This is a genomic window from Microbacterium sp. (assembly GCF_036566905.1).
Classification (GTDB): domain Bacteria; phylum Actinomycetota; class Actinomycetes; order Actinomycetales; family Microbacteriaceae; genus Microbacterium.
On sequence record NZ_DATCVK010000005.1, the window covers coordinates 90,895 to 108,961 of the forward strand.

Annotated in this window: 14 protein-coding genes; 12 read left to right on the forward strand and 2 right to left on the reverse strand. The window is 70.1% G+C overall.

What is annotated here, in order from left to right:
• The first annotated feature begins 96 nt into the window (after positions 1–96).
• Entirely contained in the window at positions 97–1,359 is a 1,263-nt protein-coding gene (locus VIP82_RS00665) for an alpha-L-fucosidase (RefSeq protein ID WP_331905378.1), read from the forward strand.
• Positions 1,360–1,363: 4 nt separating this feature from the next.
• On the opposite strand, the gene VIP82_RS00670 is transcribed toward VIP82_RS00665, so the two are convergent.
• Positions 1,364–2,512: an ROK family transcriptional regulator gene (locus tag VIP82_RS00670; protein ID WP_331905379.1), complete on the reverse strand. Its 1,149-nt coding sequence runs from the start codon at positions 2,510–2,512 to the stop codon at positions 1,364–1,366.
• 190 nt (positions 2,513–2,702) lie between these two features.
• On the opposite strand from VIP82_RS00670, the gene VIP82_RS00675 reads away from it, so the two are divergent.
• From VIP82_RS00675 to VIP82_RS00710, 8 genes are all read left to right on the forward strand, one after another.
• Positions 2,703–3,965 carry an ABC transporter substrate-binding protein gene (locus tag VIP82_RS00675; protein WP_331905380.1) on the forward strand — a complete coding sequence of 421 codons (1,263 nt, stop codon included), beginning with the start codon at positions 2,703–2,705 and terminating at the stop codon, positions 3,963–3,965.
• Between the two features lie 46 nt (positions 3,966–4,011).
• Positions 4,012–4,917 (forward strand): carbohydrate ABC transporter permease, encoded by a 906-nt coding sequence (locus VIP82_RS00680; RefSeq protein ID WP_331905381.1) that lies wholly within the window; start codon positions 4,012–4,014, stop codon positions 4,915–4,917.
• On the forward strand, positions 4,907–5,845 hold the full coding sequence (locus VIP82_RS00685; RefSeq protein WP_331905382.1) for a carbohydrate ABC transporter permease: 939 nt from the start codon (positions 4,907–4,909) through the stop codon (positions 5,843–5,845). Before VIP82_RS00680 ends, VIP82_RS00685 begins: the two co-directional genes overlap by 11 nt.
• The gene (locus tag VIP82_RS00690) at positions 5,842–6,822 is read left to right on the forward strand and encodes an ROK family protein (protein ID WP_331905383.1); all 981 of its coding nucleotides are present in this window, start codon (positions 5,842–5,844) and stop codon (positions 6,820–6,822) included. The genes VIP82_RS00685 and VIP82_RS00690 overlap by 4 nt, the downstream gene beginning before the upstream one ends.
• Positions 6,806–8,383, forward strand: a complete 1,578-nt coding sequence (locus tag VIP82_RS00695; RefSeq protein WP_331905384.1) for a M81 family metallopeptidase — start codon at positions 6,806–6,808, stop codon at positions 8,381–8,383. The genes VIP82_RS00690 and VIP82_RS00695 overlap by 17 nt, the downstream gene beginning before the upstream one ends.
• A complete protein-coding gene (locus VIP82_RS00700; protein ID WP_331905385.1) occupies positions 8,380–9,723 on the forward strand; it encodes an alpha-L-fucosidase in 1,344 nt (447 codons plus the stop codon). The genes VIP82_RS00695 and VIP82_RS00700 overlap by 4 nt, the downstream gene beginning before the upstream one ends.
• Entirely contained in the window at positions 9,720–10,436 is a 717-nt protein-coding gene (locus VIP82_RS00705; protein WP_331905386.1) for a copper homeostasis protein CutC, read from the forward strand. The genes VIP82_RS00700 and VIP82_RS00705 overlap by 4 nt, the downstream gene beginning before the upstream one ends.
• Before the next feature lie 92 nt (positions 10,437–10,528).
• On the forward strand, positions 10,529–12,367 hold the full coding sequence (locus VIP82_RS00710) for a 5'-nucleotidase C-terminal domain-containing protein (protein ID WP_331905387.1): 1,839 nt from the start codon (positions 10,529–10,531) through the stop codon (positions 12,365–12,367).
• A gap of 102 nt (positions 12,368–12,469) precedes the next feature.
• On the opposite strand, the gene VIP82_RS00715 is transcribed toward VIP82_RS00710, so the two are convergent.
• Positions 12,470–16,648, reverse strand: a complete 4,179-nt coding sequence (locus tag VIP82_RS00715; protein ID WP_331905388.1) for an AfsR/SARP family transcriptional regulator — start codon at positions 16,646–16,648, stop codon at positions 12,470–12,472.
• 155 nt (positions 16,649–16,803) lie between these two features.
• Here VIP82_RS00715 and VIP82_RS00720 point away from each other — a divergent pair, with 155 nt between their 5' ends.
• The 3 genes from VIP82_RS00720 to VIP82_RS00730 all read left to right on the forward strand — a co-directional run bounded on the left by VIP82_RS00720 (position 16,804) and on the right by VIP82_RS00730 (position 18,050).
• Positions 16,804–16,971, forward strand: coding sequence for a hypothetical protein (locus VIP82_RS00720; RefSeq protein WP_331905389.1), 168 nt, complete (start codon positions 16,804–16,806; stop codon positions 16,969–16,971).
• A 76-nt stretch (positions 16,972–17,047) separates the two neighbouring features.
• Positions 17,048–17,254 carry a hypothetical protein gene (locus VIP82_RS00725; RefSeq protein WP_331905390.1) on the forward strand — a complete coding sequence of 69 codons (207 nt, stop codon included), beginning with the start codon at positions 17,048–17,050 and terminating at the stop codon, positions 17,252–17,254.
• Between the two features lie 79 nt (positions 17,255–17,333).
• Entirely contained in the window at positions 17,334–18,050 is a 717-nt protein-coding gene (locus VIP82_RS00730) for a copper homeostasis protein CutC (protein WP_331905391.1), read from the forward strand.
• The last annotated feature ends 17 nt before the right edge of the window (positions 18,051–18,067 follow it).

Sequence of the window (18,067 nt, forward strand, 5' to 3'; positions counted from 1 at the left end):
CTCTTTCGGTTGCTCGCGGTGCGCTCCAGACGCACAGACATCCGATGTCTGTGTCAGGATGGAGGCACGCACAGGCGAAAGGTGAGTGGGGCGAAGATGCGACAGCAGTGGTTCGACGACGCACGATTCGGAATGTTCGTGCACTTCGGTCTGTACAGCGCGGCCGCGCGTCACGAGTGGGTGCAGAACTACGAGCGACTGACCGACGAGGACTACCGCCAGTACTTCGAGCACTTCGATCCCGATCTCTTCGACGCGCGGGCGCTGGCGCGCCGCGCCAAGGAGACGGGCATGGGCTACGTCGTCCTCACCACGAAGCACCACGACGGATTCGCGCTCTGGAACACCTCTGTCAGCGACTTCAACTCGATGGCCGCCTGCGGCCGTGACCTCGTGCGTGAGTACGTCGACGCGCTCCGAGAGGAGGGGCTGCGCGTCGGCCTCTACCACTCGCTCCTCGACTGGCATCACCCCGACTTCACCGTCGACGGGAACCATCCTCGCCGCGGTGACGACGTCGCCGCGCTCAACGAGGGCCGCGACATGGCCCGCTACCGGGAGTTCCTGCACGCGCAGGTGCGGGAGCTGCTGGCCGACTACGGGCGGATCGACTACCTCTTCTTCGACTTCACCTCTCCCGAGTCCATGGACGGGCTGGCGGGCAAGGGGCCGGAGGACTGGGATGCCGAGGCCCTGCTGGCGATGTGCCGCCGACTGCAGCCCGAGATGCTCGTCAACGACCGGCTCGGCATCCCGGGCGATTTCGTGACGCCTGAGCAGTATCAGCCCACCGCGCCGCTCGTGGTCGACGGCGAGCCGCAGGTCTGGGAGGCCTGTCAGACGATGAACGGCTCGTGGGGCTATCACCGCGACAACACCGAGCAGAAGTCGGCGACGCTGCTCGTGCAGATGCTCGCGGACTCGGTGTCGATGGACGGCAACATGCTGCTCAACATCGGGCCGGACGGCCGTGGGGCGATCGCCCCGCGCGACGAGCGCACGCTCTCCGAGATCGGCGAATGGATGCGGCTGCACCGAGGTGCGATCGTCGGGGCCGGACATGCGGATGCCGCGCCGCCGCGGGAGGGCGTCTACACGCGGCGTGGCCGCCGGCTGTACCTGCACCTGTTCTCGTGGCCGCTCGGCTTCGTCCACCTGCCCGATCTGGCGGGCAAGGTGTCGTACGCGCGGTTCTTCCACGACGGCTCGTGGCTGCGCACGTCGGTCGCCGATCCGTCGCAGACCGCGAGCAACATGACTCCGGCCGGCGAGGCGGAGGGCACGCTCACCGTCCACCTGCCGGTCATGAGGCCCGACGTGCTGGTCCCGGTGATCGAGCTCACCCTCGACGAGGGCTGACCCGTCAGGCGGTGGGCAGCTCGAGGTTGTCGAGCGCCCACCGCGCCGCGCCGTAGAGGATGGCGTCGGCACGCGTCTGCGCGGCCTCGATGCGCAGCTGCTGCGTCGCCAGGGGATGGCAGGCCTCGTAGACACGGCTGCGGACGGCCGCGATGAAGGGCTCGGACGCGCTCATGCTGCCCGTGAGGAACACGGCGTGCGGGTTGAAGAAGTTGACCACGCCCGACAGCGCCTGCCCGAGATGCGTGCCCGCGGTGCGGACGATCGTCGTGGCCTCGGGCTCGGCATCACGGGCGAGAGCCAGTACGTCGACGGTGGTCGCGACGTCGGTGCGCCCTCGCTCGCGCATCTGGCGCACCAGGCTGGCACCGCTCGCGACGGTCTCGAGGCACCCGGTGTTGCCGCACGAGCACGGGATGTCGCCGCTGCCGTCGATACGCGTGTGCGTGATGTCGCCGGCGGCCCCAGTCGCGCCGCGGTGGATGTGGCCGTCGACGATGATGCCGCTGCCGATGGCCGTGCCGGCCTTGACCGTGATGCTGTGCCCGGTAGCGCCGAACTGCGCACGGTGCTCGCCGAGCGCCGCGAGATTCGCGTCGTTGTCGACCGCGACGGTGACCCCGTAGCGCTGCCGGACGTGCTCGGCGACACGGAAGCCCGGCCAGCCCGGCATCCGCGAGGGCTGGGTCACCGTGCCGGTGGCGATGTCGACGGGGCCGGGGAGGCTGATGCCGATCGCGCGGATCGTGGTGTCGCGGCCGAGCTCGTCGAAGACCCGGCACACGGCATCCAGCGTCGCTTCCGGCCCGTCCGCCAGCACGACGGGGATGGATCGCGTCTCCCGGAGCTCGCCGCTCAGGGAGTGGGCGCCGATGCGCGCGTGGCCGCCGCCCAGGTCGACGGTCAGGACGACGCCGGAGTTCTCGTCGATCCCCAGCAGACGGGGGCGGCGCCCGCCGCGGGATGTGCCCTCGCCGCGTTCATCGACGATGCCCGCGTCGATGAGCGACTGCACGCGCAGGCTCACGGTCGACGGCGCGAGGCCCAGGGCTGCGGCGAGCTCCGAGCGGGAGCGGGCCTCGCCGCGCGCGATCAGGTCGACGATGCGACGGGAGAGTTCCTCATCGGCGGAGCGGTCGGTGTCCGGGGTCATGTTGCCTCTCGCGGGGGTGGGGCGGGCCGTGTTTCCGAGACGTGACGAAGTATCACACGTCGATAAACATCCGATGTTCAGGTTGCGTCGCAAATCGAAATCTGCGATGGTAACTTGCGACACAAGAGTACAAGGTTAGTTCGACAATCGAAACAACCTGACCAAGACTGGCTGACAGAGGAGACATTCGATGAAGAAGTTGCGCGTCGGCGCGGTGGCTGCGGCCACCGGCGTAGCGGTGGTGCTGACAGGGTGCGCGAGCGGATCCGGCGGGGACGCGTCCACCGACGGCAAGCCGACGATCGTCGTCGACATGTGGGCGGGGAGCGAGGACGACACGACAGCGCTCGAGAAGCAGGTCGCGATCGCGCAGGAGGAGAACCCGGATGTCGTGGTCAAGCTGCAGACCGCGCCGTGGAACGACTTCTTCACCAAGCTCACGACGAACATGGCGAGCGGCAACATGGCCTGCGTCACCGGCATGAGCGGCGCTCAGCTGGGCGGATTCACCGACGGCTTCCGTGAACTGACCGCGGACGACCTCGAGACGGCAGGCCTCGACTTCGCCGACTTCAACCCCGGCGCGGAAGGCATCCTCAGCTTCGAGGGTGGCCTGTACGGCGTGCCGTTCGACGTCGCGACGATGCTCGTCTACTACAACCAGGACATGCTCACCGCCTCGGGCGCGGCGACACCCGAGATCGGCTGGACGTTCGACGACTTCGAGGACATCGCCACGGCCGCGACGACCGACGGCAAGTACGGCTTCGGGATGGGAATGGGCGGCTACCAGTGGATGTCGATGCCGATCGCCTACTCCGGCAAGCAGCCCGCTTCTGAAGACGGCACGCTTCACATCGACGACGCGGACTTCGTGGATGCCGCCTCGTGGTACTCCGGCCTCGTGACCGACCTCGGTGTCGCGGCGCCTGTCGCGTCGGCCTCCGACACCGGCTGGGGTGAGAACCAGTACACGGGCGGCAACGCCGCGATGGCGGTCGACGGCACATGGAACGCCGTCAGCTACCTCAACAACGAGTCCGGCTTCGCCGCCGGGATGGCGCCGCTGCCCACCGGAGACCACGGCAACTCGGGGCCGATCCTCGGCTCGGGCTACGGCATCTCGAAGACGTGCGACCACCCCGAAGAGGCACTGAAGGTCATGGGCTCCCTCCTCGGCAAGGACGCGCAGGACTACATCGCCTCGTCCGGCCGTTCGTACCCCGCGCGCACCGAGTCGCAGCCGCTGTACTTCGACTCGATCGACGAGAAGTACCGTGAGCAGGTCCAGACGGTCTTCGAGTCCGCCTTCGAGACCACGGTGCCGCTGTACATGACGAAGAACTGGGAGAAGCTCGACAGCTACATCCAGCCCAACCTCGTCAGCGTCTACAACGGCCAGATGGAGATGTCGGACCTGCTGGAGAACGCTCAGACGCAGTTCGGCAACTGACCGGACCCGTTTCCGCATCTTCGCACCTGAGCAGGAGAGCAGATTGATGACGATCACGACGAAACGTCGGGGGTCGCTCGCCCGGGCCGAGGCCCGCCAGGCGCTGGGCTTCGCAAGCCCGGCCCTGGTGGGGCTCGCCCTGTTCACGATCGTGCCGGTGGGGCTGTCGATCGTGATGAGCGTCTACGACTGGCCGACGTTCGGCGACCGCACCTTCACCGGCGTCGACAACTACGTCACGCTCTTTACGTCGAGCCCGGACTTCTGGCCGGCGCTGCGGAACTCCGCGGTGTACACGCTGCTGTACGTGCCGCTGAGCATCGCGCTCTCGCTCGTGCTCGCGATCGGGCTCGGTCCGCGCATCCGCGGCCGCGGCGCCCTGCGCGTGCTCTTCTTCATCCCGGTCGTGGTCCCGATGGTCGCGAACGTCCTGGTGTGGAAGATGATGCTGCAGCCGCAGGGCCTGTTCAACGGGCTCGCGCAGTCCTGGTTCGGGGTGACCCTCCCGAACTTCCTCGCCGACCCCTACTGGGCGATGATCATGGTCGTCGCCATGAGCGTCTGGCAGGGCCTCGGCTACAACATGCTGATCTTCTCGGCAGCTCTCGAGCAGCTGCCCGAGAGCGTGCTGGAGGCGGCGAGCATCGACGGCGCACGCGGTTTCCGGCTGATCTGGAGCGTCATGATCCCGATGATCTCGCCGTCGATCTTCTTCGCGACGATCATGACCATGATCACCGCGCTGCAGGTCTTCGCCCAGCCGCAGCTACTCACCGGCGGCGGGCCCGGAAACGCCACCAAGCCGCTCGTGATGTTCATCTGGGAGCAGGGCTTCACCTTCGGCGACCTGGGACTTGCGGCGGCGGCCGCATGGATCCTCTTCGCGATCATCATCCTCATCACCGGCGTGCAGTTCGCCGCACAGCGCAAGTGGGTGCACTATGAGCACTGACACCGGCATCGACGAAGCCGTCGAGCAGACGCTCCTGATGACCTCGGAAGACGAGTTCGTCCCCGAGGAGACCGGGCGTCGCGCCAAGGCCCCGAGAACACGCGGCGAGACGATCCGGCTGATCATCGCGCACGTGTGCATCTACCTCGCCGCGCTTGTGTTCGTGGCCCCGCTGATCTACGCGTTCTTCTCGGCTCTCAAGCCCAACGAGGAGATGTTCTCGATGCCGCCGACGCTGGTCGGCTCGCAGCTGAAGTGGGGCAACTTCGCCGAGGTCTTCGAGTACGGCCCCTTCTGGACGTACATCGGCAACTCGCTCTTCGTGGCGGTCGCCGGCACGGTGGTCGTCCTGATCGTGTCCACGACGGCGGGCTACGCGTTCGGCCGCCTGCGCTGGAGGGGCCGCGACGCGGTCTTCGTCCTCTTCCTGGCGACCCTGATGGTGCCGGCCGAGGTGCTCGTCATCCCGATGTTCCAGGTCATGCAGTGGTTCGGCTGGGTGAACACCTACCAGGCGCTCATCCTCCCGTTCGCCTTCACCGCGTTCGGCACGTTCCTCATGCGCCAGTTCTTCCGGGGCATCCCGTTCGAGCTCGACGAAGCGGCACGTGTGGACGGATCCGGCCCGGTGCGGACCTTCCTGCAGATCATCCTGCCGCTGTCGAAGTCGGCGGTGGCCGTGCTCGCGGTCTTCACGTTCCTGTCGTTCTGGAACAGCTACCTGTGGCCGCTCATCGTGACGGTCGACTACGCGCAGCTCGGAACGCTCCCCGTCGGGCTGGCGAGCTTCTCGGGGCTCACCGGCACGCGCTGGGACCTGCAGATGGCGGCCGCCATCATCTCGATGATCCCCACCACGATCCTGGTGATCGTCCTTCAGAAGCACCTGGTGAAGGGCATCGCGATGGCCGGGCTGGGCGGCCGATGAGCGGGGCCGCAGCGTCCTCCCCGGTCGTCGCCGGCATCGACATCGGGGGGACGAAGACCTCCGGCGCGCTCGTCGCCGCCGACGGCGCCGTGCTCGCGCGTGCGATGCGCGACACCCCGGCACGCCTCGGCGGCGCGGCCATGGCCGAGACGGCGGCTCTGCTGGTGGAGGAGCTCGCCGACAGCGCCGGCGTGCGTCCGCACGCAGTGGGCGTGGGTGCCGCGGGGGTCGTCGAGCCCCGCACCGGCAGCATCAGCGCCGCATCGGACACGTTCGTCGACTGGGCAGGTTTTCCACTGGGCGCCCGGCTGCGTGAACGGCTGGCTCTCGAGGTGCGCGTCGAGAACGACGTCAACGCGTTCCTGCTGGGCGAGACCGCGTGGGGCTCCGGACGTGGGAGCGACGTCCTCGGCGTGATGCTCGGCACCGGCGTCGGCGGCGCGCTCGTGCTCGACGGCAGACTCCGTCACGGGCCGCACGGGGCCGCCGGCGAGATCGGGCACACGCCCGGATACAGCGAGCTGATCTGCACGTGCGGACGCATCGGACACCTCGAGACGCTCGCGTCGGGCACCTCGATCGCCCGACGCTACGCATCGGCGACAGGCCGGCCCATCGTCTCCGCCCGCGTGGTGGCCGAGCGTGCGCGAGCCGGGGACCCGGCCGCTGTGCGCGTGTTCGACGAGGCCGGTCGCGCCGTCGCCCTGGCGTGCGTGTCGGCCGCGACCCTGGTCGATGTGCCTCTCGCGGTGATCGGCGGCGGCGTCACTGCCGCGTGGGATCTGCTGGCGCCCGCCGTCGTCGCCACCCTCGCGTCCGATCCGCCCGTCTCGGGCGCCCCGCTGCGCATCGTCCCCGGCACGCTGCGCGGGGATGCCGTGGTGCTCGGCGCCGCGGCGCTGGTCTCGGCATCCGATCAGTCCTTCCCCTCCACCCCGTTCGCAGAAGGTGAGCTCGTCCGTGACGTCGCGTCCTGACCACGACAAGATCTGGAAGGGGCCGCTCGGCCCCCTCGACCCGTCCGGCCTCGCCCGGCCACGGATCGGCATCGGCGGCATCTCGATCGAATCGAGCACGTTCTCGCCGCATGTCTCCGGCGATGAGGCGTTCACGATCCGCACGGGTGACGAACTCCTCGCGTACTACCCGTTCCTCGCGGACGATGAGGAGCTGCGGGATGCCGCGGAGTGGGTGCCGCTGACCCACGGGCGATCGCTGCCGGGCGGAGCCGTCGATCCGCACACGTATGCGCGCATGAAGCAGGCGATCGTGGACGGCATCCGCGCGGAGGGCCCGTTCGATGCGTTCTTCTTCGACATCCACGGCGCGATGAGCGTCGTCGGAATGGACGACGCCGAGGGCGACCTCGCGACGGCCGTGCGCGACGCGCTCGGACCCGACACCCTCGTCTCGGCGTCGATGGATCTCCACGGCAACGTGTCAGCCGCCCTGTTCGATGCCGTGGACCTGATCACCTGCTACCGGATGGCGCCGCACGAGGACTGGATGAACACCAAGCAGCGCGCGGTGCACAATCTGCTGGTGCGCCTGCGAGGCGCCGGGGGAGCGGATGCCGACGCGCGGCGCCCTTACAAGGCGTGGGTGCGGGTGCCGGTGCTGCTCCCCGGCGAGAAGACGAGCACGAGGCTCGAACCCGCGAAGAGTCTGTACGACTTCATTCCCGGTGTCGAGGAGCTCGACGGCGTCATGGATGCCGCGGTGTGGGTCGGCTACGCGTGGGCGGACGAGCCACGCTGTCACGCGACGGTCATCGTGACGGGCGACGACCGCGACGTGATCGCCCGCGAGGCTGAGCGCCTCGCACGCCGCTATTGGGACGCCCGGTCGGACTTCGCGTTCGTGGGTCCGACGGCGACGCTCGACGATGCGCTCGACATCGCGCTGGCGGCCGGTGCGCCCCGGCCGTACGTGATCTCGGACTCCGGCGACAACCCCACGGCGGGCGGCGCGGGAGACGTGTCGTGGACCCTCGGCCGCCTGCTCGAGCGGGCGGATCTCGCCGACCGCTCCCGCGTCGTCCTGGCGGCATCCGTGTTCGACCCGGAGGCGGTGCGCGCCGCATGCGCCGCCGGTGCCGGTGCCACGGTCACCCTGCGGGTGGGCGGACGCGTGGATGCCGGGCCCAGTGGCCCCGTCGAACTCACCGGCGAGGTGTTCTCCGTCACCGACGGCGACCCCGTCGCAGGAATCCAGGTCGTCGTGCGCAGCGGCGCCGTGCACGCCATCGTGACCGAGCGTCGCAAGCCCTTCCATCACCTCGACGACTTCCGGATGCTGGGGCTCGACCCCGAGCGCGCCGACATCGTGATCGTCAAGATCGGCTATCTCGAGCCGGAGCTGTACGACCTCGCGGCGGGCTGGACGCTCGCCCTGACGCCGGGCGGGGTCGATCAGGACCTGCTGCGGCTCGGGCACTCGCGCCTACGTCCGGGCACCTTCCCTTTCGGTACGACCGATGACGAGCCCGACCTTCGCGCCCTCGTCGCGCGGCGCCACGGATCGGAGGCGCGCGCATGAACTTCGAGACCCGCACCGGACCCGATCTCGGCGGTGCGACGCCGGAGTACCCCGATGCGACCGTTCCCGAGTGGTACCGCGACGCCAAGCTCGGCTTCTTCGTGCACTGGGGCCTGTACTCGGTCCCCGCGTGGGCGCCGGCGCATCCGCCCGGCGGCGTCCCGGTCGAGGACGCGTACGCCCACCATCAGTACGCCGAGTGGTACGCCAACACGGTCCGCATCGCCGGCAGCCCGACGTGGCAGCGCCATCAGGAGCTCTACGGCACCGGCACGAGCTACGAGGACCTGGCCGACCGGTGGGATGCCGGTCGCTTCGACGCCGACGACTTCGTCGGCGCGCTCATCGACGCGGGCGCGCGCTACGTCGTGCCCACGACGAAGCACCACGACGGCTTCTGCCTCTGGAACACCGACACCACGACGTTCAACGCCGTGCGGCGTGGTCCGCGCCGTGACCTGATCGCCGAGCTGCACGACGCCACCCGCCGCGCGGGTGCGCGGTTCGGCGTGTACTTCTCGGGTGCGCTCGACTGGCACGTCAGCGACTTCCCGCCGATCGAATCCGACACGGATCTGTTCCGGTTCCGCCGCGCCGACGAGTGGTTCTCGCGGTATGCCGCGGCGCAGCTCGATGAGCTCGTCGAGCGATTCCGCCCCGACGTCCTCTGGAACGACATCGAGTGGCCGGACGGCGGCAAAGGCTCCGAGGACTACGCTGTCGCCGCCCTCCTGCGCCGCTATCTCTCGGCGGTCCCCGACGGAGCCGTCAACGATCGCTGGGGCGTGCCGCGCCACGGGTTCCTCACCCGCGAGTACACCCACGTCGCCGACAGCGTCCCGCAGCCCTGGGAGTCCACGCGAGGGCTGGGGTACTCCTTCGGCTACAACCAGGCCGAGGATGCCAGCCACTCGCTGTCAGGGGCCGAGCTCATCCGGCTCCTCGCCGACGTCGTGAGCAAGAACGGCAATCTGCTGATCAACGTCGGCCCCCGTGCCGACGGTTCGATCCCCGAGCTGCAGGCGCGCGCGATGCGGGAGCTCGGCGCGTGGCTGCGCCGCGACGGCGCTGCGGTCTACGGCACGCGTCCGTGGGTGCGCGCTTTCGAGGACACCGGTGTGCCGCGGGCCTACACGGCGGTCGACGGTGCCGTGAATGTCATCGCGTTGGATCCGGCCGCGGGCGTGCTCGAGCTTCCCGTCGAACTGGCAGACCGGCGCGCCCGGTGGCTCGGTGGGGCAGAGGCGGTTCTCGATCGTGTCGCGGATGGCTCGGTGCGAGCGGTGGTTCCCGACGCTCTCCGAGGCGATGCGGCCGCAGCGCTCCAGGTCGTGCCGTGACCGCCGTCGTCGAGATCGCCGTACAGGATGCCGCAGGAGCACGGGCGGCGCTCGCGGCGGGCGCCGACCGGCTGGAGCTCTGCCAGGCGCTCGAGACGGGCGGACTCACGCCCTCGATCGGCACGATCGAGGCGGCGTGCGATGCCGTCGGCGGTGAGAAGGTCAACGTTCTCGTCCGTCCCCGCGGCGGCGGGTTCGTGTACGACGCCGACGAGATCGCCGTCGTGGCGGCCGACATCCGTGCCTGCGTCGACCGTGGTGTCGCCGGCGTCGTTATCGGCGCGCTCGATGCGCACGGTCGCGCTGATCGCGAGGCGCTGCGGCGATGGCGGGATGTTGCGGGCCCCGCGACGCTCGTCTTCCATCGCGCGATCGACGCGTCGCCGCGGAGCGCCGAGGTCTTCGAGGCGCTGCTCGCCGAGGGCGTGGACCGTGTGCTGACGTCCGGCGGCGCGGTTCGCAGCATCGACGGAGTCGATCGCCTCGCGGCCTACGCGCGCCTCGCCGGGACGGCGCTGGAGGTCACAGCGGGTGGGGGAGTGGCCCCGGAGCACATTCCCCACATCGTGTACGCGGGCGTGCCCTCGGTCCACCTCTCGGCTCGCCGCCAGACGGGGCTGGACGCTGCGTCGGGGCCGGGGGGCGGGCTCGCAGGTCACGACGTCACCGACCCCGGCATCGTGGCCGCCGCCGTCGCCGCCGCCCGCTCCTGACGCCGCGACACCGCTTGCTGAGAGTTTCCTCATGAGCCGGTCCTTGTCGCGGGGCACGCGCGCGTGGTGTGATCCTCGCCATGGGAGAACACATGCCTGATCACGAATCCGACCACGACGTCGACCCTCAGGCGGACACCCCGCCTCGGTCGGGACTCAGTCGCCGCAACTTCCTCGTCGGCGTCTCGGCGGCCAGCGTCCTCGCCGCGGCGGGCTGGGCGCAGACGCCGAAGGCGGTGGCGGCCGAGGGCGGTGGCAGGTCCGTCACGATCACGATCATGGGCACCTCCGACATCCATGCCAATGCGCTCAACTGGGACTACTACAAGGACGCCGCCTACAGCGACAGTGCGGGCAACACCATCGGCCTGGCGCGCGTGTCGAGCCTCGTCAACCAGATCCGCGCCGACCGGGGTCGCGAGCGCACGCTGCTCTTCGACGCCGGCGACACCATCCAGGGTTCCCCGCTCGGCTTCTACTACGCGACCGTCGACCCGGTGAACGCGTCCGGCGCCGTCCACCCGATCGCAGCCGGGTTCAACGCGATCGGCTACGACGCCGTGGCGCTCGGCAACCACGAGTTCAACTACGGGCTCGACTTCCTCGACTACTGGATCTCGCAGCTGGATGCCCCCGCCCTCGCCGCCAACGCCGTGCACGCGGGCACCACCGAGCCCGCGTTCCAGCCCTACATCGTCAAGAAGATGCACGTTCCCGGCTACAAGCCGATCCGCGTCGGCGTGCTCGGGCTCACGAACCCCGGCGTCGTGATCTGGGACAAGGGGAATGTGAGCGGTCGTCTCGACGTGCTGGACGTCGTCGAGACGGCGGCGCGCTGGGTGCCGGTCATGCGCGCGCAGGGCGTCGACGTCGTCGTGGTCAGCGTGCACGCCGGCGACAGCGGCCTGTCGTCGTACGGCAGCGACCTCCCGGTGGAGAACGCCGCCCGGATGCTGGCGGAGGAGGTGCCGGGCATCGACGCGATCCTGTTCGGGCATGCGCATCTCGACAAGCCGGAGGTGCGGGTGGTCAACAAGGTCACCGGCAAGGAGGTCGTGATGAGCGAACCGAAGAACTGGGGTCAGCGACTCAGCGTCTTCGACCTCCAGCTCACCATGGAACGCGGTCAGTGGGTCGTGGCCGCCGCGAAGTCCCTCACGGTGAACACCAACACCGTTGCCGACGACCCGGCGCTGGTGCAGGTCGTGAAGGCGCAGCACGACGCGGTCGTCGCGTACGTGAACACCCCCGTGGCGACCTCGACCGAGACGCTGTCGGCCGCCGAGTCCTGCTGGAAGGACACCGCGATCCTCGACTACGTCAACCACGTGCAGATCGACACGGTGTCGAAGGCCATCGCGGGCACGCCCGAGGCAACCCTCCCGATCATCTCGCTGGCGGCGCCGTTCAACCGTGCGGCGACCTTCCCGGCGGGCCAGGTGACGATCAAAGACGTCGCCGGCCTCTACATCTACGACAACACGCTGCTGGGCTCGGTGCTGACGGGAGCGCAGATCAAGGACTATCTCGAGTACTCCGCCAAGTACTTCCTGACGGTCGCTCCCGACGCGCCGGTGGCTCCCGCAACGTGGACGAACGCACTCGGCACCCCCGACTACAACTTCGACCAGTTCTCGGGCGTGACCTACGACATCGACATCTCGCAGCCGCAGGGCTCCCGCATTGCGAACCTCGCGTGGCAGGGAACGCCTGTCGCCGCCGATCAGCGCTTCGTGGTGGCAGTCAACAACTACCGGCAGTCCGGCGGCGGCGGGTTCCCGCACATCGCGGCGGCACCGGTCGTCTACAACGCCCAGGTCGCCATCCGCGAGGCGATCGTCGCGTACGCGTCCGCGACGGGCGTGATCGATCCCGCCGACTTCCACGTGGTGAACTGGAAACTGGTGCGTGCCGGCACTCCGGTCTTCTGATCCGGCGCGGCGAAGGCCCGGCTCCCTCGGGCGGGAGCCGGGCCTTCGCGGTTCCCGCGTGAGCGCCTGGCGACCGGCAGAGACCGCAAGAGCGGCCGGGGGTCACGATCTCAGCGCGGCGCAGGTGTCGACTCGCTCTTCGCCCGGGAAGTACGTCGACCATTCCTCCGCCGACAGCTCGCGCCCTGCCAGCGCGCACGCGTCCAGCGCCTGCTCGACGGGACGCAGATCCCAGATGCGGACGCCGTCGGGAAGCGCCTCGAGCAGCGTCTCGCCGTCCGCCGTGAGGTAGCCGCCCCGCAGGCGCACGCCCGGCGCATCGCTGTCGAGCGGGGCGGCGAGGGCCACATCCGCCCTGAGGTCATAGAGCGTGAGCGCATTGTTGAACCCCACGCTGAGCAGAGTCCGACCATCGGTGCTGGCCGATATCAGCTGACTGCCTCCGACGGCGCGGGCGAGGGACGAGACCGGCTCGAGCGTGCGGATGTCGTAGCGGCGCGCATTCTCGGCCTCGATGCCGATCACCTGATCGCTGTCGAGGGCGTGACTCTGCTCGAGACCGTAGAGCCCGCGAACGAGGAGGTCGCCGGTCGGGATGTCGAAGACCGCGGTCTCCGTCATGCCGACCGACTCCTCCCACCATGTGATGACCGCGCGCTCCTGATCGGGCGTCTCGCTCGCCGAGAGGACGTCGACGAACTGCACGCCAGGCAGACTCAGCGCGGGTCCGAGTGGCGCTCCCGTCGACGGGTCGAAGGCGACCACGGCGTCCGGCCACCACGCGAAGGCGAGGTGAGCCCACCCGCCGGGAACGAGGTGGAAGTCATCCGGCAGATCGGGGATGGCGAGCGGAACCTCCTCACCCGAGAGGCGCCGCAGCTGTGGCCGGCCCGACCCGTCGGAGCGGGCCACGACACCCGAGCCGAGTGGAACGATCAGGTCTGCGTCCTCGCCCACCGGCGCGTCGCGCTCGAGATCCCAGAGCTGCATGCGACCGCCGCCGACAGGCTGGGTGACGACCAGCGATCCTCCGTCCTCCGGGCCGTCGACGAGTTCGCGGCCCTCCGCAACGACATCCGAGCCGGCACCGCCGCCGTCGACCCGCCACCGCATCCACATCGTGAAGGTGTCGACGGTGACGAGCAGGGACTCGTCGTCGATCGTCTCGAACTCCGGCGACAGGTTGAGCTGGAGGGCGGCCTGTTCACGCCGCGTCTCGCCGGTCTCCAGATCGATCAGCGCTGCGCCTGCGTACGACCCGCACGCCACGCTCGCTTCTGTGGCGAGATGCAGCGTGTTGCAGTTCCGCGTGGGATCAGCCGCTCGTCGCCACAGCGTCTCTCCCGTCGCGAGGGAGACACGGACGGTGCCGTCCGCGCCGGTGGTGACGACGCCGCCGCGTCCATCGGAGATGAGAGCGAGGCCCGCCACGTCGCCCGCGAGCGGAAGCGTCCGTGTCAGCGCCAGCGATGCACGATCGTAGAGCAGGATCGCGTCGCCTGCGGCGACGGCCACCGATCGGTCGTCGACGAGGGTCAGCCCGAGGTCGCGGTCCTCGGGTGCGGGTTGCTCTTCGAGGGCAGCAGGATTCGACGCTCGGACCTCACCTGTCACCGAATCGATCGCGATGATGTCGCCGGTGACGGGACTCGTCGAGTACAGCGTGCGTCCGACGTCGTCGAAGATCGGTCGACTGGACATATGCGCCTGGACCATCACCGGCGCCGCCGACAATCGGCCCGTGCGGAGGTCGGCGAACGCGACGTGGTTCCAGCAGCATCGCTCCGGGTCCGACGGATCCGGATATACCGGCGACTGGATCGCCACGGTCGAGCCGTCCGGGCTCACCACGATGGTTCTTATGCTGAGCGGCGGCGTCGCCGGAAGGTCGAGATCGAACGCGTCGACGACCTCGCCGGTGTCGACGTCGATGACGTCCACCGTTGCCTGATCCGAGCCTTCCCCGTCGGAGGAGACGCGCACCGCCTTCGCCGACCCCGGGATAACGTCCATCGCGGGCAGGTACGCCTGGTCGTCCCAGTGGGTGTCGACCAGCCCGCCCGTGCTCATCATGACCCCCCAGAGCGCAGAGCGCACCCGGGGGTCTTCCGGCCATCGGCGGAACGCTTCGGCGGCGAGCAGCGCGGCCGTCTCCCGGTCGTTCGCGAGCACGGCGAGTGATGTCGCCACGACGGCCTCGACGCGCGCGTTCTCGGCGGCAGCCTGCGCTTCCGCGCCGCGAACCGCGGCGAGCCCGCCCCCGAGGAGCGCAGCGATCAGCAGGACGCACGCACCCCCGATCGCCCACCGCAGCCCGCGGATGTTCCGCCTGTCGTGCGCGGCGCGGTCCGCGAGTTCGCGCACCTCGTCCCGCTCCCGATCGGAGGACGCGTCGAGGAACTCGCGTTCTCCAGCGGTGAGATCGGGCTCGGACTCCTCCCGCCAGTCCAGCGCCGCCTGCAGGCGGGCGCCGCGCATGAGGTCCTCGGTTCGCCGGCCGGACCCGTCCCACAGCTCCGCGGCGGTGGCGACGGCCGCCACGAGGCGTGCGCCCTCCGCATCCTCCTCGAGCCAGCCGTCGAGTCGCGGCCAGGCCGTTGCGATCGCCTCATGGGCCACCGTGATCTCGTCGGCGTCGGTGGTCACCAGCCGAGCCGTCACGAGCCGATCGATGACTCTGCGGCGTGCCGGGTCGGCTGCGAGAGGTGCGAGCGACGCGGTGCGACGCACGGAGAGCCCGTCCGCGCCTCGGTGCACCAGGCGCAGGAGGAGCGAGCGGCACGCGTCGGCGTCGTGTGGGTCGAGGGAGCGGTACAGGGACTCGGCCGACTGGGCGATAGCTCCCGCGATGCCGCCGGACGCCTCGTAGCCGGCAACCGTCAGCGTGGCTCCCTCCCGGCGCACCCATGTCTCGACCAGGGCGTGGGAGACATGGGGGAGCGTCGTGCGGCGATCTCCGGCATCCCGCTCGATCAGCTCCACCAGGCCGGGCTCGAGCCGCAGGCCGGCGCGGACGGCGGGACACTCGATCGCCTGGCGGAGGCCGTCGGCGGTGAGCGGCCCGATCGCCAGCACCCCGCGGCCGATCGCCGTGCCGACATGCGGCAGGCCCGTCGCCCGATCGAGGAAGTCGCTGCGCAGAGTCATGAGCACCGACGAGCCGTCGGCGAGCACGTCCGCGACGATGGCGCAGAGCTCGTCGCGTGCCGGCGCTGCGAGCTGGAACACCGCTTCGGCTTGATCGATGACCACGATGTCGGCCGCGCCCCGCTGCTCGATCCAGGCTCGCAGGTCGAGCGCCGCGTCGCGCCCCGCTGTCAGCACCGCGACCGTGCGTCCGTCCGAGACACGCGGGAGCACTCCGGCGAGCACGAGCGAAGACTTCCCGGATCCCGACGCGCCGACCACCGCCGTGAGCTGCCCGGGGCGCAGCCGTTGGCGGATGTCGTCCACGTCGCCGTCGCGACCGAAGAACGCTTCGGCGTCGGCGGGTGAGTACGCGGCGAGGCCGCGGTACGGACACGCGTCGCTCACCCGGTGCAGGATCCTCACCAAGGTGAGTGCCGGGTCCTGCCTGAGCATCGACGCTTCGAGCTCACGAAGGCGATCGCCGATGTCGATGCCGAGTTCATCGGCGAGCCGCGCCCGCGCGGCGCGAACGGTGGCGAGCGCCTCCGCCTGGCGGCCCGCCCGATAATTCGCGATCGCGAGGACGGCCCAGCGCTCTTCGCGCAGCGGCGCCGCCCGCACGAGGCGCTCCGCGTCCGCGATCACCGCGCGGTGCTCGCCCTCGGCCAGTCGCGCCTCGAGCAGCTCCTCCGCTGCGCTGTCGCGGATCTCGGCGAGCCGCTCGGCCTCGACCACCGCGGGTTCCCAATCCGCGAGCTCGGAGTAGGCGACGCCGCGCCACAGCGCCAGCGCGCGTCGGTACATCTCCACAGCGCGGTCGTTCTCGTCGTGCAGAGCGTGCTGCCTGGCGGACGAGACGAGGCGCTCGAACTCGAACGCGTCGACGGTCGCGGGGTCGACCCCGAGCGCGTACTCCGAGCCCCGGGTCAGCACCGCCGCGGCGCCGAGCCCCGCGCGGATGCGCGCCACCGAGGTCTTGACCTGTTGGGGCCAGGTGCGAGGCGGGTCATCACCCCAGCAGGCCTCGGCGAGCTCGCCCGGCGCGACGGTCCGTCCCACTCGCACGATCAATGCGGCGAGCACGGCCCGCTCCCGCGGGCTCAGGGCGTGCTCGTTCCCCGTATCGAGCGGCCCCAGGACCCTGATGGCCATGAATGCAGTGTGTGACGCCCGTCACCCCGCGTCAATGACGCGTGCGGTCGGTGAGTACCGGATGAGTACCGGTCGACGGCGCGGTGAGTACCGCCGGGCGCGACAGTGGCATCACCGGACGCGGAATGCTGCGGCCGAACAAGGAAGGAGCGGACATGAACGCCAGCAACTCCATGAAGCGGGCGACCGTCGCGATGCTCGGCGCGGTCGTCGCCGCAGTTCTCGCGACCGCCGCGTTGACGGCCGCCGCCACACCATCGCCGGACCTGGAACGGCGACCGGTGGTGGGCAGCGGATCCGCGCGCATCGTGATGCCGTTCTGAGGAGGGACCCCAGGCATCACAGCAAACGAACATCACAGCATCGCCGAAGAAGGCGATCACCACGAAAGGAACGGCCATGGATGGGAACACCCTGACCTTCACGGCCGATCGGCTCGATCGCGAGCGTGCGGCCACCCTCAATCGCGAGAACGAGATTCTGCGCAGCATCGCCGATCGCGACGTCACGATCACGCCCGAGAGGCCGACGGTGCATGCCGCCCGTGGGGTCGGCATGTGGTTCCGCAGCCTCTTCACGAGGCCGCGTCGACCGCGGTTCTCCTGAATCCGTAGAGACCCGCCGCCCAGGGAGCGGCGGGTCTCACCGTGTCTGCGACGCGCCCGTACAGGGCTAGGCTCGCGGCATGTCCGCACGTCGCCCTGTCGAGATCGCCGTCCAAGACCCGGCGGGCGCTCGCGCCGCCATCGGGGCGGGGGCCACAAGACTCGAGCTGTGCCAGGCGCTGGACGTCGGCGGACTCACGCCGTCGCTCGCGATCCTCGAGGGCGTGCTCGCGGCCGTCGATCCCTCGACGGTCAACGTCCTGGTGCGCCCACGCGGCGGCGGATTCGTGTACAGCGCCGAGGAGATCGCACTGGTGTCGGCCGACATCCGCGCCTGCGTCGATCGCGGTGCAGGCGGAGTGGTCATCGGGGCGCTGACGCCGGCGGGCGGCCTCGATGTCGACACCGTGCGGAGATGGCGGGATGCCGCCGGCGCGGCGACGCTGGTGTTCCACCGGGCGGTCGATGCCTCGGCCGACCCCGCCGCGGTCTTCGACGCCCTCGTGGCGGAAGGCGTCGACCGCGTGCTGACGTCGGGTGGCGCGCCCCGGTCGATCGACGGCATCGACGCGTTGGCCGCTTTCGCGGCGCGCTCCGGCGGCGTCGAGGTCATGGCGGGTGGCGGAGTGCAGCCGGCCGACATCCCCGCGCTCTTCGCCGCAGGCGTGGACGCCGTGCATCTGTCGGCCCGCTCGCGCGCCGGGCACGACGCCCCGTCGGGACCAGGCGGAGGCTCGTCCGGACACGACGTGACAGACCCCGTCATCGTCGCGGAGGCGGTCGCCGCCGCGAGCTGAGGTTCGGCAGCGTCGTT

Bases quoted from the DNA above. Each gene is read 5' to 3' on its own strand.
- VIP82_RS00690 (WP_331905383.1), top strand. From the start codon at position 5,842: ATGAGCGGGGCCGCAGCGTCCTCCCCGGTCGTCGCCGGCATCGACATC.
- VIP82_RS00710 (WP_331905387.1), top strand. From the start codon at position 10,529: ATGCCTGATCACGAATCCGACCACGACGTCGACCCTCAGGCGGACACC.
- VIP82_RS00685 (WP_331905382.1), top strand. From the start codon at position 4,907: ATGAGCACTGACACCGGCATCGACGAAGCCGTCGAGCAGACGCTCCTG.
- VIP82_RS00715 (WP_331905388.1), bottom strand. From the start codon at position 16,648: ATGGCCATCAGGGTCCTGGGGCCGCTCGATACGGGGAACGAGCACGCC.
- VIP82_RS00725 (WP_331905390.1), top strand. From the start codon at position 17,048: ATGGATGGGAACACCCTGACCTTCACGGCCGATCGGCTCGATCGCGAG.
- VIP82_RS00675 (WP_331905380.1), top strand. From the start codon at position 2,703: ATGAAGAAGTTGCGCGTCGGCGCGGTGGCTGCGGCCACCGGCGTAGCG.
- VIP82_RS00730 (WP_331905391.1), top strand. From the start codon at position 17,334: ATGTCCGCACGTCGCCCTGTCGAGATCGCCGTCCAAGACCCGGCGGGC.
- VIP82_RS00665 (WP_331905378.1), top strand. From the start codon at position 97: ATGCGACAGCAGTGGTTCGACGACGCACGATTCGGAATGTTCGTGCAC.
- VIP82_RS00720 (WP_331905389.1), top strand. From the start codon at position 16,804: ATGAACGCCAGCAACTCCATGAAGCGGGCGACCGTCGCGATGCTCGGC.
- VIP82_RS00700 (WP_331905385.1), top strand. From the start codon at position 8,380: ATGAACTTCGAGACCCGCACCGGACCCGATCTCGGCGGTGCGACGCCG.
- VIP82_RS00670 (WP_331905379.1), bottom strand. From the start codon at position 2,512: ATGACCCCGGACACCGACCGCTCCGCCGATGAGGAACTCTCCCGTCGC.
- VIP82_RS00680 (WP_331905381.1), top strand. From the start codon at position 4,012: ATGACGATCACGACGAAACGTCGGGGGTCGCTCGCCCGGGCCGAGGCC.